We start from the raw sequence: 14,744 nt of genomic DNA, 5'->3' as shown, positions 1-14,744 counted from the left end.
GCTTGTGGTATTCTGGGTTAGTGCGGCTTTCTCTTCGTCGCCGTTGCTCAGCTCCGATATTCGGAACGAGGCGACCGAAGTTTCCCCTATTACGGGCATGGCCTGTCGAACCTGGCTCTTTAAGGGCCTGCCAGATTCCAAACAACCTGAACGCGGAAGCCCTGCAAACGCGCGTTCTTCAACGCCATGCGGGTGGTCGTATTAAAGCCGGATTTTGATTTCGGGTGAGGTTTGATGTCACCTCGCTTTACACACCAAAAGCCACCAGTGGTCTTGGTCGTCGCGGGGGTGAATAACCTTCAACTGCTTGCTTTGGCCGTCAATTTCGGCAAAGGCGCAGGACGTTCATGCCCTGTTGTGTGAAGAACTGTATCTGTTTGCTGATCGCAAATCCGGCGTCGGGTATTTCGACGTGTTTGTCGCTAGACGGACTCATGCTGATGAGGGTGGCATCCCGGCGGGCCAGGGCAAGGATGTCGGGTGCCACGTCCATGTCGTGGAAAATGATATCGGCTGTTTCAATGTTGCCGGCAACACCGTGCGGGATGTCATAGGCGTTATCGGCGCTGATCGTGACTTGCAAGGATTGGCCGGATGGCACGGTTGCGCTGCTGCCTTGCGGGACAAAGGTGCGGAGTTCATGTGCGAGGTCATCGGGCGTGACTTTGCCGGTGTTGTCCGCGCGCAAGGCGTTTTGGAAAAAACGGGTCCAGAAGCGCTGTCGTGACAGGCTGTCGCTTAAATGTGCGGCGACCGTTTCGCGGGCATCGCGGGCGATCTTGGCGAGGTTTGACAAGGTTGCCGGGAACACGGTTTCAAGCCGCTGGCGTAGCATGCGTGCCAGTGCCGGTGCACAGGCACCCGTCGAGATCGTGATCATGATTGGCGCGCGATCAAGAATGGCGGGCACAATGAAATCGCAATGCGCGGTCTTGTCGACGACATTAAGCAAGATGTTGCGTCGTTTGGTTGCCGCCTCGACCCGCTTGGTCAGGTGGGGATTGTCCGTCGCGTCAAACACCATGATCGCGCCATTAATCATGGTATCGACAAACGGGGCACGTTCCCAAGTGATCTGACCGTTATTGTGCATCTTTGCAACATCATCGCAGACTTCAGGCGCGATTACCGTGATGTCGGCATGACTGCGCAGCAGAAGGCGGAGCTTGCCCGCGGCAACTTCGCCGCCCCCAAGCACAACAACCTTCTTGTCCTGCACTTTCACAAATGCCGGGAAGTAGGCGAATTTTTCGTCCGGCTGATCGGTGGTTGCCCGAGGTGCCGTGGCGTTCAGAGTGCTATTCTGCGGCGCGCGGTAATACGTCATCGAGAATCTCCTTTATCTCCGGCACGCAGGATCCGCATCCTGTTCCGGCCTGAAGCAGGCGGCCGATGTCGGTCGCCGTCACGGCATTCTGTTCAGAGATGGCTTTGCTGATTGCGGCCAAGCCAACCGAGAAGCATGAACAAATCAGACGATCATTGATCGCCCCGGCATCGGGCATCCGCCCGGCCAAAAGCGCGTTGCGTTCAACCGGCGCGATGGCATCCGCACCAAACAGGTTTGAAACCCAGTCACGACCAAGTGCCGGGCGATCCGGGCCGACAAATAGCGCCCCGGTAATGCGATCCCCCTCGAGGCGGGCGAACCGATGGACACCCTTGTTGGCATCCGAGTATTCAATGATCTGCTCAACGTCCTTGCCTGCTGTGATAGGCAAAAGGGATTTAAACAGGATCGGGGCATCACCGGCGATTTCGTAAACCATGCTGCCCGGTCCGGTCGCACCGACCCAGTAGGGCAGTTTGGAAAGATCGACCGGTGTGCTTGAAAACAGCAGTCCCTGCCATTTGGCGTTAAATGGCTCAAGGGCGACAGGAATATGTTTGCTTTCGGGTTGGCCGGAGTGGGGGTCAACATTGGGGGGCTGTAGTCGACCAATCCCACCCGCGGCCGAGAAGACATCGTTCCAGTGCATCGGAACGAAAACCTGTCCTGGTGTTTGTGCATCCGTAATTGCCACCCGCATCAACGCAGTGCCATGCGGGCTTGTGATCCGGGCGATCCCGTCATCAGCAAGGCCGTAAAGCGCAGCATCCTTTGGGTGAATTTCAAGCAACGGTTCAGGGCGATGCGCGCTGAGCCGGGCGGCAGTGCCCGTGCGCGTCATGGTGTGCCACTGATCGCGGTAACGACCGCTATTGGCAATCAGCGGGTATTCCCGGCTGGTTTGAGATTGCGGGCCGCTGTGGGTAAGGCCAAGCATCTTGGCGCGACCACTTGATGTGGTGAAGATGCCATCGCCATAAAGGCGGGTTGCGCCATTCGCAGGCTGAGATTTGCGCGAAGCCGGCCATTGAAACGGTGCCATGCTGTCATAGGCCGATTTTCTGGCCTTGTGCCATGCACCGATATCAAAGGCACGTGTGCCATCATTTTCGAATTCTGACAGGGCGGCGTGCTCGGTAAAGATGTCGCTTGGGTCCTTGTATTTGAAAGCCTTGGCATAGCCCATGGCCTTGGCGACTTCGGACATGATCCACCAGTCCGGCTTGGCATTGCCAAGGGCCTCTCGGAAGGGGCGTTGGCGCGAAATCCGGCGTTCGGAATTGGTGACCGTGCCCGATTTTTCGGCCCAACCAGCCGCGGGGAGTTTGATGTCGGCATGGCGCAATGTATCGGTATCGTTCACCACATCTGAAACAATCACCAAAGGGCAGCGCGAAAGCGCAAGCCGGACGCGATCGGCATCCGGAAGACTGACTGCCGGATTGGTCGCCATGATCCACACAGCCTTGATTTCCCCACGCTCAATGGCGCGGAACATATCAACCGCCTTGTATCCTTCGCCCTGTTCAAGAACATCGGATTTCCAGAACCGACGCACGCGATCAACATCAATCGGGTCTTTGGGGCTCATGTGGGCGGCCAACTGATTGGCAAGCCCGCCAACTTCGCGTCCGCCCATGGCATTGGGCTGGCCGGTGACGGAAAACGGGCTTGAACCCGGCTTTCCGACGCGCCCCGTTGCCAGATGGCAATTCAGGATCGAATTGACCTTGTCCGATCCGCTTGAGGACTGGTTTACCCCTTGCGAGAACACCGTGACGGTGCGTTCAAAGGCGGCAAACCAATTAAAGAACGTTTCCAGTTTTCCCAGACCCGAGCCGAGTTCATCAGCGCTTTTATGGGTGTCGAGCCCGCATTTTTCTGCGGTTGTCTCGATATCGGGGCAGTCAGCACGTGCTTCTGCCACGGCGTGTTCGTAGCCGGTCACATGACGGGCTACGTAACGAAGATCGGTATTGCGGGTTTGATCAAGCCAGGCCAGCAACCCGTTAAACAGGGCAACGTCGCTGCCCGGTTTGATCGGCAGGTGCAGATCGGCAATATCGCAACTTGCCGTCCGCCTGGGATCAATCACGACGATCTTTGTGCCGCGCTTCTCCTTGGCCGCACGCAGGCGCTGGTTCAGCACCGGGTGACACCATGCCAGATTTGATCCGGTCAGAATGACCAGATCGGCGATTTCAAGATCCTCGTAACAGCCCGGCACAACGTCCGCGCCAAACGCCCGTTTATGTCCCACCACGGTCGAGGCCATGCATAGCCGGGAATTGGTATCGATATGCGGCGATCCGATGAAGCCCTTGATCAGCTTGTTGGCGACATAGTAGTCCTCGGTCAGAAGCTGACCCGAGACATAAAACGCCACCGATTTCGGACCATGCTGTTCGATGGTATCGCGCAGGCGCTTTGCCGTTTCGCCAATGGCATCATTCCATGCGACCGGCTTGCCATCGACTTCGGGTTCCAGCAGGCGAATATCGCGCTGTTCCTCGGCCATGATAGTATCGATCAGCGCAGCACCCTTGGAGCATATCCGCCCGAAATTGGCCGGATGATCCGGATCACCGCCCACAGCCCATCCGTCACGGGTTGGCGAAATGATCAGGCCACAGCCAACACCGCAATAGGGGCAGGTTGTTTTGACCTCATCCTGCATGGCGCAATCCAGCTTGCAGTTCGGTCAGGCCAACACGGACAATCCCATCAACGACCTTGCATTCCACCTTGGCAGCACAGCCGTCATCCGGTCCCTGTGCCTCGCCGGTTTCAAGCGAGAACACCATGTTATGCAACGGACAGGTCACGAAATGGCCATGGACGATGCCTTGTGCCAGCGGCCCTTGTTTGTGCGGGCAGCGGTCTAGCAGTGCAAAGATCTGATCATCAAGTGTTCTGAAAATCGCAATGCGATCCGTTTCGGTTTGAAGGGTGCGTGCCCCTTGCTGCGGGATGTTGGCAGCGGGTCCGACTTCTACCCATGTCAGATTGTTGCTCATCTGTCTTACTCCGCTGCGACCATCGAAAGGGGGGTGAATTCGTGCGCGTCAACGCCTTCGGATGCGCGTTCTGCCCATGGATCAATCTGCGCTGTTTTCTGACTGATCATGAAGCGTTCAAACAGTGCCTTGCGGTTGGCTTCGTCATCGACGACCCGTTCCTGAACATGTTTCAGGCCAACCCGTTCGATCCAGGGGGCCGTGCGTTCAAGATAGCGCGCCTCTTCCCGGTAAAGCTGAATGAAGGCGCCGCAATATTCCTTGACCTCGTCGTCAGAGGTGACCTTGCACAGAAGATCGGTCGCACGAACATGAATGCCGCCATTGCCACCAACATGCAGGTCCCAGCCCCCATCGGTGGCCACAACGCCGAAATCCTTGATGGTTGCTTCGGCGCAGTTACGCGGGCAACCCGATACGGCCATTTTGAATTTGTGGGGCATCCATGACCCCCAGGTCATTTTTTCCAGTTCGACGGCCATGCCCATCGACATCTGGGTGCCAAAGCGACACCATTCCTGCCCGACGCAGCTTTTGACCGTTCTAAGCGATTTGCCATAGGCATGACCCGATACCATTCCCGCGGCATTCAGGTCGGCCCAGACGGCCGGCAGGTCTTCTTTTTTGACCCCCAAAAGGTCAATGCGCTGACCGCCGGTAACCTTGACGGTGGGGATTTCGAACTTGTCGGCAACATCGGCAATCGCACGCAGTTCACGCGGGTTGGTCAAGCCTCCCCACATGCGCGGAATAACCGAATAGGTGCCGTCTTTCTGGATGTTGGCGTGAACGCGTTCGTTGATAAAGCGTGATGCACCGTGATCGACATATTCACCCGGCCACGTCGCCAGCAAATAATAGTTCAATGCCGGGCGGCAAACATGGCAGCCATCGGATGACTTCCATTCCAGTTCCTGCATGACAGCTGGCATGGATTTCAGGTTTTTGGCAATGATCAGGCGACGGACACTGTCATGATCATGATCGGTACAGGTGCAGATCGGCTTGACCGTCGCGGCCTGATAATCGCCGCCAAGGGTTGCGGCCAACAGGTTTTCGACAAGGCCAGAGCAGGATCCGCAGGATGCCGATGCCTTGGTGTGGCCTTTGACCTCATCAAGGGTGGTCAGGCTCTTTTCATTGATCGCGGCAACGATCGATCCTTTGCAAACGCCGTTACAGCCACAAATTTCTGCATCGTCTGGCAGGGCTGCAACGGCATCAAGAGGGTTTCCAGAAGATCCCCCCGCAAATGCCTGACCAAAGGCAAGTGTGTCACGCAGTTCGGTGACGTCTTCGCCGTCTTTCATCAGCTGGAAATACCAGCCGCCATCGGATGTGTCGCCATACAGGACCGCACCCTTGATCTTGCCTTCTTCAAGTACGATGCGCTTGTAAACGCCGCGACCGGCATCGCGGAAAACGATTTCCTCTGTCTCGCCGCCGCCGGAAAAATCACCTGCGGAAAAGACATCGACGCCTGTCACCTTAAGCTTGGTCGAGGTGACTGAGCCGGTATAACCATCAGTGTCTATTTCGGCCATGTGATCGGCCAGTGATTTGGCCATTTCAAACAACGGGGCGACAAGGCCATAGCATTGACCACGGTGCTGAACGCATTCGCCAACGGCAAAGATCGCCGGATCACTGGTGGTCATGACATCGTCAACAACGATGCCGCGTTCGACTGCAACACCCGCGTCTGCGGCAAGGCGCCCATTTGGGCGAATGCCAACAGCCATAACCACCAGATCAGCCGGGATCATGCGTCCGTCTTTAAGGCGAACGCCGGTAACTTTTTCACTGCCAACGATTTCGGCGGTATCTGCCTCGGTAATCACCGTGATGCCGCGACGTTCCAGTTCTTGCGCCAGAAGATAACCTGCCGACGGGTCAAGCTGGCGTTCCATAACATGGCCTGCCAAATGCAAAACCGTGACATCCATGCCGCGCGATTGCAGGCCAACGGCCCCTTCAAGGCCCAGAAGGCCGCCGCCGATGACGACTGCCGGGCCGCCCTTGGCAGCAGCACCCAGCATGGTGTCGACATCATCGACATCGCGGAAGGTGACAACGCCGTCAAGCTTGTGACCGGGAACCGGAATGATGATCGGATCAGAACCGGTTGCCAGCAAAAGCTGGTCATACTCGGTTTCGGTTCCGCTTTTGGAAATCACCACTTTGCGGTCGCGGTCGATCTTGACCACCGGGTCGCCGGAATAAAGATGGATGTTGTTTTCGGTGTACCATTCCGGGGTGTTGATCACGATTTCGTCGAAATCCTTTTCGCCAGACAGCAGTGGCGACAGCATGATGCGGTTATAGTTCACGCGCGGCTCGGCACCGAAAACGGTGATGTCATATTTGTCTGGTGCGCGGTTCAGGATTTCTTCAACGGTCCGCATGCCGGCCATGCCGTTGCCGATGACAACCAGGCGGGCTTTGGCGGTTCGTAATGCAGCAGTGACGTGGTTCATTTGTCTCTGGCTCCTCGTCGCGGGATGCGAATTGGCACAAAAAAACGCCCGATGCGGCCTGTCCTCAAAAGAGGCATTTCGCAACGGACGTCGTTATCCGGTGAACCCGTCTTTGGATTCTTTATATATACAATCGGCTTTTCCGCCGGAGCCGCAGGCGGCACTGCCCGCGCTCTTGCTTCAATATATTCAAGTGCCGTGCCAGAATTGAAAATTGAGAAAATTATCTTTTAACAAACTGAAAATATTGATGAAAAGACTTGTACGGCAGATTGTTGAATTTGGCTGGGCTTGCCGAAATGATTAAAAAATAACCATCAAGAAAAGTGAGTGATTTAAATTTGTGCAAAAAATAGTCATTTTGGCAGGCTGAAAAACATCCTGTGCAGATGCGGTAGTCAAATTATGATTATTTTCAACCATTTGATGGAATTGTCCCGCATCGCGGAAGAACTGGCGCGGTGTTTGCAATACCGGTTTCGTGTGAGCAGCTTTGACGAAAGCATGCCCAATGACGGGTGGCTCACAGTTCTTCGTCCAACGGCGGACGATCAGACGTTTGGAACAGCAGCGCGATGAGCGCGCAGCCTTTCCGATACGAATGACGGGCCGCCTGCGGACATCTTCCAGATGAAGCATGAGGCCCATGGGGAAAAACCGTCGGTCGTACAAAGCAAACATCAAGCTCTGCGCGACCTAAACGAAGGGCTTCAATGTTATGGAAATCAAGAACAAGGCTACACGCATAAATCTATTCAGTCTCAAGACTGTCCAGATGCGTACTTTTCACCTCACCTGGCTTTCATTTTTCCTGTGCTTCTTTGGCTGGTTCGGGATCGCACCGCTGATGCCGCTGGTGCGCGATGATCTGGGTCTTAGCAAAAGCGAAATCGGCAGTACCATCATTGCCTCTGTCGCGATTACGGTTCTGGTCCGACTTTTGATCGGACCGCTCTGCGACAAGATCGGCCCGCGCAAGACCTATACCGGTCTTCTGGTGCTTGGGTCGCTTCCGGTCATGCTGATCGGCCTTGCTGACAGTTATGAAACCTTCCTGCTTGCCCGTTTGGCCATTGGCTCAATCGGCGCATCCTTTGTCATCACGCAGTATCATACCTCCATGATGTTTGCGCCAAACGTTGTCGGTACGGCCAATGCCACGACGGCGGGTTGGGGTAACCTTGGCGGTGGCGTGACCCAGATGGTAATGCCAGCAATCCTTGCGATGGTTCTTGGTTTTGGCGTGGCTGAAACCATGGGCTGGCGTCTGGCGATGGTGTTCCCGGGTGCGATCATGCTGGTTGTTGCCGTGCTGTACTGGGTCTTCACCACCGATTGCCCGGAAGGCAACTATGCCGACATGCGCAAAAGTGGCGCGCTTAAGCCGGAAGACGATACTGCCGGTGCCGCCAAGGGCATGATGGCAGCCGTTTCCGATTACCGTGTCTGGGCATTGTTCCTGGTGTATGCCGCCTGCTTTGGTGTCGAACTGACGATCAACAACATTGCTGCGATCTATTTCTTCGACAAGTTCGAGCTTTCATTGGCAACCGCTGGCATGATTGCCGGTCTGTTTGGTTTGATGAACATCTTTGCCCGTACGCTGGGCGGTGTGTTCTCTGACAAATTTGCTGCCAAGGGCGGCCTTTCGGGTCGTGTGAAATTCCTGTTCATGGCACTGTTCATCGAAGGCGTCGCACTTGTTGCCTTCTCGCAGATGGAAGCACTGGTTGTGGCCGTTTCGGTGATGATCGTCTTTTCGCTGTTTGTTCAGATGTCAGAAGGTGCAACCTTCGGGATTGTGCCGTTTGTCAACCGCAAGGCGCTTGGCTCTGTTGCCGGTATTGTCGGTGCGGGCGGTAATGCTGGCGCGGTCGCAGCGGGCTTCCTGTTCAAGTCCGAAGCACTTACCTATCAGGAAGGTCTTCTGTATCTCGGTCTGGCCGTGATCATCTGCTCGTTCGCAGCTTTGGCGGTGCGTTTCTCGGCGGAAACCCAGGCCGAAGAAAAGGCGCGTTTCGATGCGGCACAGTCAGAACGTTTCGGGACTTCGGGTGCAGCGCAGCCGGTTCCGGCTGAATAAGATACGCTGTTTGATATGATCTTTTCGGGATGCGGTTCCGACCGCATCCCGAAACCAGTAATCCGGACCCGCAAACGGGGCGGAGCATATAAAAAGATACGTCAGAGAGGCGCAGCCATTTCAGGCTGTCAGGGAGTTAGGGTTAGTTGGTGAAGCTGGAAGAATTCAATATTCTGGTGATTGACGAAAATCCGGACCGTGCGGCGATTGTCGAACGTGGTCTGGTTGAAAGCGGCTATACCCGCGTGGCCCGTATTGGCACGTCCCACAATCTGGTCGAACGTATTCAGGCGTTGGCACCAGACATCATCATCATCGATCTTGAAAACCCCGACCGCGATACGCTTGAACAGATGTTTCAGGTGTCACGCGCCATTGCGCGCCCGATTGCGATGTTCGTTGATCAAAGTGATGCATCCATGATCCACGAGGCGGTGTCGGCAGGCGTCAGTGCCTACGTGGTTGATGGCCTGCGTCAGGACCGCATTCGCCCGATTGTCGAAATGGCGATTTCACGGTTCAACGTCTTTGATCAACTGCGCCGCGAACGTGATGAAGCGCAGGCGAAGCTCAATGAACGCAAACTGATTGAACGGGCCAAGGGCATCCTGATGAAAGAAAAAGGTCTGTCCGAAGAAGATTCTTATGCGCTGCTGCGCAAAAACGCCATGAAGCAAAATCGCAAGATTTACGAAATCGCGCAAAGCGTCATCACGGCGTTTCAGTTGGAGTTTTGATGGATGGCTAACAAGGTTCGTCTTGGTTTTGTTCCACTGGTCGATTGTGCCATTCCGGTGGTGGCGCGTGCTATGGGCTTTGCCCAGCAGGAAGATATCGATCTGGAACTGGTCCGTGAAATGTCGTGGGCAGCCATTCGTGACAAGCTTTCCTTTGGCATGTTTGAGGCAGCCCACCTTTTGGCAGGAATTCCGATTGCGGCACGGCTTGGGCTTGGCGGACTGCCGGTTCAAAATATCGTTGTGCCGATGGCGTTGGGGCGTGGTGGTAATGCGATTACGGTCTCGACCCAGCTTTATCAACGTATGTTGGAGGCCGACCCGAATGCGATGCTTGGTCCGCGCGGTCGGTCGGCCAGGGCGCTTAAAAAGGTCATTGATGAAGACAAGGCCGAAGGGCGGCCGATCCTGTCTTTTGCCACCGTGTTTCCGTTCTCAAGCCATAACTATGAGCTTCGCTACTGGATGGCGGCAGCCGGGATTGATCCGGATATGGATGTGAATATCGGCGTGATCGCGCCGCCGCGGATGTTTGACAGTCTGCGTAATGGCTGGGTGGATGGTTATTGCGTTGGCGAACCATGGAATCAGCGCGCGGTGTTTCACGGTGATGGTGTAATTGTTGCGCTTAAGGACGATATCTGGTCACGAAGCCCGGAGAAGGTTCTTGGTCTGCGGGAAGACTGGGCGCAAAGCAATCCGGAACTTGTTTCTGCGCTTGTGCGTGCACTTGTCCGGGCTGCTGAATGGGCAGACCAGCCGGGGAACCGTGTGGAGCTGGCCCACATACTGTCTGAGGAGGCCAATGTCGGCGCGCCATTCGAAGTGCTGAAGGCATCGCTGAGCGGTAAACCGGTATTACGTCCGGGGGAACCACCCATTGATCTTCCTGACCGTCACGTTTTTTACCGCTACACCGCAACTTTCCCGTGGTTGTCGCAGGGCTGCTGGATTGGTGAACAAATGAAGCGTTGGCGACAAATTCCCCAAGACACGGATCTTAAAGCCGTCATTCCCGATGTTTTCCGACCGGACCTTTATCGAATTGCGGTTGCCGGGTTGGATGTTCTGGTTCCGCAGGATGATTGGCGCGTCGAAGGTGCCGCAGATGCACCGGATCGATCACTTGTCGGTATGGATCAATTCCTTGATGATACGATTTTCAAGGCAGAGTTCTGAGTCCAAAGGTGGGTTTGTTTGCCCTGAAAATCTTATGAATGCCGCTGATCTGTTCAGGGTGCAAAATTGTGCCGTGCGTAGAACCGGTTGAGTTCGCTTTGCGTCGGGGCCTGGCCGCAGAATGTTTCGACATAGCCCGGAATGCGTGCCATGCGCACGGCCAGATCTTCGTTTGCTTTCATCGAGATATAGCCGATCTGTACCAGATAGATCGCACGGGCACGGACATCGGCCATGCGTTCATCCTGTCCGAAATGGATGAACAGTTTGGCAAGCGCATCAAGGCGTTGCTGATCGGCCTTTTCAATTTCGGCCCTGACATCGTCGGACTGCATTGACCAACTGCGCACGGCAAATTCAAGGCGCGAGTCAAACAGGTCGGGCATCAGCCAGCAATCGATGATGTTCAGCATCGCCTCCGAGACGGTTTCGGCATAGGCCTCTGTCTGTTTGATCAGATTGCCGGTGTTCTTTTCGCGCCACAGATCAAGCAGGGCACCCAGCAACTCCTTCCGGTCCTTGAAAAACCAATAGAAGCTGGTGCGTGACAGGTTCAGGCGTTTTGCCAGTGGCTGGATCTTGACGCCATCGACACCGGTTTCTAGCAGGGCGTCATAGGCCGCGTTCAGCCAAATCTCGGCCGACCCGCGCCAGCCGCTATTTTGTCCGACGCTGTTTTGCTCGGCGATATCTTCAATCTGTTCTTCCATGGACGTTTCCTTAGCAAACTGCCCGGATCGCGACAAGCAGAGTGTACATGAATGAATTCAAAATATACATCAGTGAACTTAAAATTGACATAACTGTACATTTCTGAATATCGTCATGGGCAGAGAGTCCAAACCCGGAGCCCCGCACATGTCCAACGACCCGCTTCTTCAGCCTTATCAGCTTAAACATCTGACGCTGCGTAACCGCATCATGATGACGTCGCACGAACCGGCCTATCCCGAGGACGGCATGCCAAAGGACCGTTATCGCGCCTATCATGTCGAACGCGCCAAGGGCGGTGTTGCCATGACGATGACGGCGGGGTCGGCTGCGGTATCAAAGGACAGCCCGCCGGTTTTCAACAACCTTCTGGTCTGGAAGGATGAAGTCGTTCCGTGGATGAAGGACCTGACCGACGCGGTGCATGAACAGGGTGCCGCGGTTATGATCCAGCTGACCCATCTTGGCCGTCGCACGCGTTGGGACAAGGCAAACTGGTTGCCAGTGGTATCCCCATCGCACAAGCGTGAAGCCGCCCACCGGGCCTTCCCGAAAAAGATGGAAGACTGGGATATCGAACGCATCATCAAGGATTATGCCGATGCGGCCGAACGCATGAAGGCGGGCGGTATGGACGGGATAGAGCTTCAGGCCTATGGCCATTTGATGGATCAGTTCTGGTCGCCGCTGACCAACGAACTTGATGGTCCTTATGGTGGCAGCATCGATAATCGCCTGCGGTTCACCTTTGATGTGCTGACTGAAATTCGCAAGCGGGTTGGGCCCGACTTTATTGTTGGTGTGCGTTATACCGGTGATGAAGACCTTGAGGGTGGCTTGACCAAGGAAGACGGCCTGTCGATTTCCAAGCGTCTAAAAGACAGTGGCATGGTCGATTTCCTCAATGTCATTCGCGGGCATATCGATACGGATGCCGGTCTGACCGATGTGATCCCGATCCAGGGCATGGCGAACTCGCCGCATCTGGATTTTGCCGGTGAAATTCGTGCCGCCACAGATTTCCCGACATTCCATGCTGCCAAAATCCCGGACGTTGCAACCGCACGCCATGCGATTGCATCGGGCAAGGTTGATATGGTTGGCATGACGCGCGCGCACATCACCGATCCGCATATTGTCCGCAAGATCATTGAAAAGCGCGAAGACGAAATCCGCCCGTGCGTCGGGGCGAACTATTGCCTTGATCGCATTTATCAGGGCGGGTCGGCCTATTGCATCCATAACGCTGCCACCGGGCGCGAACTTTCGATGCCCCAAATCATCGAGGCGGCAGAAACCCGCAAGAAGGTCGTGATCGTCGGATCTGGTCCGGCGGGCATGGAGGCCGCCCGTGTTGCTGGCGAACGTGGTCATGAAGTTGTTGTCTATGAAGCCGCCCCAAATCCGGGAGGGCAGATCCGCCTGACCGCACAGAACGAACGCCGCCGCGAAATGATCAGCATCATTGAATGGCGCATGGCCGAGTGCACCCGACTTGGCGTGAGTTTTCATTTCAATACATGGGCCGAGGCCGACACGATTACGGCCGAAAATCCTGACGTGGTGATCATCGCCACCGGCGGCATGCCCGATACCGAAGTCCTGTCAAAGGGCAATGATCTGGTCGTGTCGACCTGGGATATCATTTCGGGTGACGTCAAACCGGGCACCAATGTTCTGGTTTATGACGATGCCGGGGATCATGCCGGTTTACAGGCAGCCGAACTGATTGCCAAATCAGGGGCCAAAGTCGAAATCATGACCCCGGATCGGTCATTCGCGCCCGAAGTCATGGCGATGAATCTTGTGCCCTATATGCGCAGCATGCAGAAGCTTGATACCACCTTTACGGTGACCTATCGCCTTGAGGCGGTGGAAAAACAGGGCAACCAACTCATCGCGTATGTTGGCAGTGATTATGGCGGGGTTGCCAAGCAACGCATCGTTGATCAGATCGTGGTCAACCACGGCACCATTCCGCTTGATGACATCTATTTTGATCTCAAGCCGGGCTCATCGAACCATGGTGAAATGTCGCATGACGACCTTTTGGCCGGAAAACCGCAATCGGTCGTGCGCAACCCCGACGGTGCCTATCAGCTGTTCCGGATCGGGGATGCGGTATCGGCACGCAATACGCACGCGGCGATCTATGATGCGTTGCGTCTGTTAAAAGACGTCTGATCTGTGCGGCAAGTGTGGCGATGTGCTGCGCTTGCCGTTTCCCGTTATCTCAGGCGGCGTCGATCAGCCAGTCGACAAATATGCGGGCCTTTTCGGATGCGCGCGGATGGACGCGTAAATAAAACCCCATCGGCGAGGGGATTTCGTCAGGCACAAGTTTGATCAGGCGCCCGTCTTCCAGCAGCGGCCCAACCAGTTCGTCCCAGCCAAGCACCGCACCGACGTCATCCTGTGCGGCCTGTAATGCAATCGTGTAATTGTTGAGCTTGAAGCTGCGGCCCTTTGGGGCCGGACGTCCCAATGCACGGAACCAGTCGGTCCATGTTGTCCAGTCGGTTTCCTCGTTATGCAGGTGGATCAGGGGCGCACGCAAAAGATCATCAATCGTTTCGATGTTTTGTTCTGCCTTAAACGCCGGTGTGCCGATGGCGGCCACGCGATCCTGAAACAGTTTGTAGTATCCCTCCGCCCCATCATCAGGGTTGCTGTAATGGATGCTAAGATCACAATACCCGGTCATGCCGGGCACATCCGAGACAATTTGCGACACCGTGATATTGGGATGAATTTTCCAAAAGGCGGCAATTTTTGGCGTAAGCCAAAGTGAACTGACGGCTGTTGTCGTGCGGATTGTGACATCAACCGTTTCGGGTTGATCGCGCAATTGGATGACCGTATCGGAAATGGTTTCAAAGCCCCGTTGCAGGGCGACGAGAAGGAACGCGCCTTTCTCGGTCAGCTCCACCCCGCGGTTGCGGCGAATGAAAAGGGCGCTGCCAATATCGGCCTCAAGTGCCTTGATCTGGTGGCTTACAGCCGCGGGCGTGACATTAAGTTCTGCTGCCGCATCCTTGAAGCTCATATTGCGTCCCGCCGCCTCAAAGCAGATCAGGGCGTTTATTGAAGACAGATCATATGGGCGGGCCAACGGCCTCTCCTGAAAACAATACAGGGTAACTTGTGTGAGTTTTTCAGATTAGTTCAACTAAACCAAGATGAAAATTAATGCCGTTGTAAATCGTGGCG

Annotated in this window: 11 protein-coding genes; 4 read left to right on the top strand and 7 right to left on the bottom strand. The window is 55.4% G+C overall.

Annotation, left to right across the window (positions count from 1 at the left end; all coding sequences use genetic code 11):
• Nucleotides 1-319: 319 nt before the first annotated feature.
• From IT893_RS14850 to IT893_RS14830, 5 genes are all read right to left on the bottom strand, one after another.
• On the bottom strand, nucleotides 320-1,327 hold the full coding sequence (locus tag IT893_RS14850) for a siroheme synthase (protein WP_197145651.1): 1,008 nt from the start codon (nucleotides 1,325-1,327) through the stop codon (nucleotides 320-322).
• Entirely contained in the window at nucleotides 1,299-4,007 is a 2,709-nt protein-coding gene (locus tag IT893_RS14845; protein WP_197145649.1) for a nitrate reductase, read from the bottom strand. The genes IT893_RS14850 and IT893_RS14845 overlap by 29 nt, the downstream gene beginning before the upstream one ends.
• Complete coding sequence (gene nirD / locus IT893_RS14840; protein WP_197145647.1) at nucleotides 3,997-4,347, bottom strand: nitrite reductase small subunit NirD; 351 nt, start codon at nucleotides 4,345-4,347, stop codon at nucleotides 3,997-3,999. Before nirD ends, IT893_RS14845 begins: the two co-directional genes overlap by 11 nt.
• Before the next feature lie 5 nt (nucleotides 4,348-4,352).
• On the bottom strand, nucleotides 4,353-6,824 hold the full coding sequence (gene nirB / locus IT893_RS14835; RefSeq protein WP_197145645.1) for a nitrite reductase large subunit NirB: 2,472 nt from the start codon (nucleotides 6,822-6,824) through the stop codon (nucleotides 4,353-4,355).
• 303 nt (nucleotides 6,825-7,127) lie between these two features.
• Nucleotides 7,128-7,505, bottom strand: a complete 378-nt coding sequence (locus IT893_RS14830; RefSeq protein ID WP_197145644.1) for a hypothetical protein — start codon at nucleotides 7,503-7,505, stop codon at nucleotides 7,128-7,130.
• A gap of 94 nt (nucleotides 7,506-7,599) precedes the next feature.
• Here IT893_RS14830 and IT893_RS14825 point away from each other — a divergent pair, with 94 nt between their 5' ends.
• The 3 genes from IT893_RS14825 to IT893_RS14815 all read left to right on the top strand — a co-directional run bounded on the left by IT893_RS14825 (nucleotide 7,600) and on the right by IT893_RS14815 (nucleotide 10,823).
• Nucleotides 7,600-8,907 carry an MFS transporter gene (locus IT893_RS14825; RefSeq protein WP_252723971.1) on the top strand — a complete coding sequence of 436 codons (1,308 nt, stop codon included), beginning with the start codon at nucleotides 7,600-7,602 and terminating at the stop codon, nucleotides 8,905-8,907.
• Nucleotides 8,908-9,056: 149 nt separating this feature from the next.
• Entirely contained in the window at nucleotides 9,057-9,644 is a 588-nt protein-coding gene (locus IT893_RS14820; RefSeq protein WP_008889538.1) for an ANTAR domain-containing response regulator, read from the top strand.
• 3 nt (nucleotides 9,645-9,647) lie between these two features.
• Nucleotides 9,648-10,823, top strand: a complete 1,176-nt coding sequence (locus IT893_RS14815; RefSeq protein WP_197145642.1) for a CmpA/NrtA family ABC transporter substrate-binding protein — start codon at nucleotides 9,648-9,650, stop codon at nucleotides 10,821-10,823.
• 53 nt (nucleotides 10,824-10,876) lie between these two features.
• Here the strand turns inward: IT893_RS14815 and IT893_RS14810 are convergent, their stop codons facing one another.
• Nucleotides 10,877-11,533 (bottom strand): TetR/AcrR family transcriptional regulator, encoded by a 657-nt coding sequence (locus tag IT893_RS14810; protein ID WP_197145641.1) that lies wholly within the window; start codon nucleotides 11,531-11,533, stop codon nucleotides 10,877-10,879.
• Between the two features lie 148 nt (nucleotides 11,534-11,681).
• Between IT893_RS14810 and IT893_RS14805 the strand changes: the two genes are divergently transcribed.
• Nucleotides 11,682-13,718 carry an NADH:flavin oxidoreductase gene (locus tag IT893_RS14805; protein WP_197145640.1) on the top strand — a complete coding sequence of 679 codons (2,037 nt, stop codon included), beginning with the start codon at nucleotides 11,682-11,684 and terminating at the stop codon, nucleotides 13,716-13,718.
• 49 nt (nucleotides 13,719-13,767) lie between these two features.
• On the opposite strand, the gene IT893_RS14800 is transcribed toward IT893_RS14805, so the two are convergent.
• Nucleotides 13,768-14,646: a LysR substrate-binding domain-containing protein gene (locus IT893_RS14800; RefSeq protein ID WP_197145639.1), complete on the bottom strand. Its 879-nt coding sequence runs from the start codon at nucleotides 14,644-14,646 to the stop codon at nucleotides 13,768-13,770.
• Nucleotides 14,647-14,744: the final 98 nt, after the last annotated feature.

It is taken from the genome of Thalassospira sp. A40-3, assembly GCF_015871485.1.
Classification (GTDB): Bacteria; Pseudomonadota; Alphaproteobacteria; order Rhodospirillales; family Thalassospiraceae; genus Thalassospira; species Thalassospira tepidiphila.
The sequence above is the reverse complement of the archived record's forward strand: the minus strand, read 5'-3'. Positions and strand labels throughout refer to the sequence as shown.

Coding starts and splice junctions, on each gene's coding strand:
- IT893_RS14850 (WP_197145651.1), bottom strand. CDS start 1,327: ATGACGTATTACCGCGCGCCGCAGAATAGCACTCTGAACGCCACGGCA.
- IT893_RS14845 (WP_197145649.1), bottom strand. CDS start 4,007: ATGCAGGATGAGGTCAAAACAACCTGCCCCTATTGCGGTGTTGGCTGT.
- nirD (WP_197145647.1), bottom strand. CDS start 4,347: ATGAGCAACAATCTGACATGGGTAGAAGTCGGACCCGCTGCCAACATC.
- nirB (WP_197145645.1), bottom strand. CDS start 6,824: ATGAACCACGTCACTGCTGCATTACGAACCGCCAAAGCCCGCCTGGTT.
- IT893_RS14830 (WP_197145644.1), bottom strand. CDS start 7,505: ATGTTTGCTTTGTACGACCGACGGTTTTTCCCCATGGGCCTCATGCTT.
- IT893_RS14825 (WP_252723971.1), top strand. CDS start 7,600: ATGCGTACTTTTCACCTCACCTGGCTTTCATTTTTCCTGTGCTTCTTT.
- IT893_RS14815 (WP_197145642.1), top strand. CDS start 9,648: ATGGCTAACAAGGTTCGTCTTGGTTTTGTTCCACTGGTCGATTGTGCC.
- IT893_RS14810 (WP_197145641.1), bottom strand. CDS start 11,533: ATGGAAGAACAGATTGAAGATATCGCCGAGCAAAACAGCGTCGGACAA.
- IT893_RS14805 (WP_197145640.1), top strand. CDS start 11,682: ATGTCCAACGACCCGCTTCTTCAGCCTTATCAGCTTAAACATCTGACG.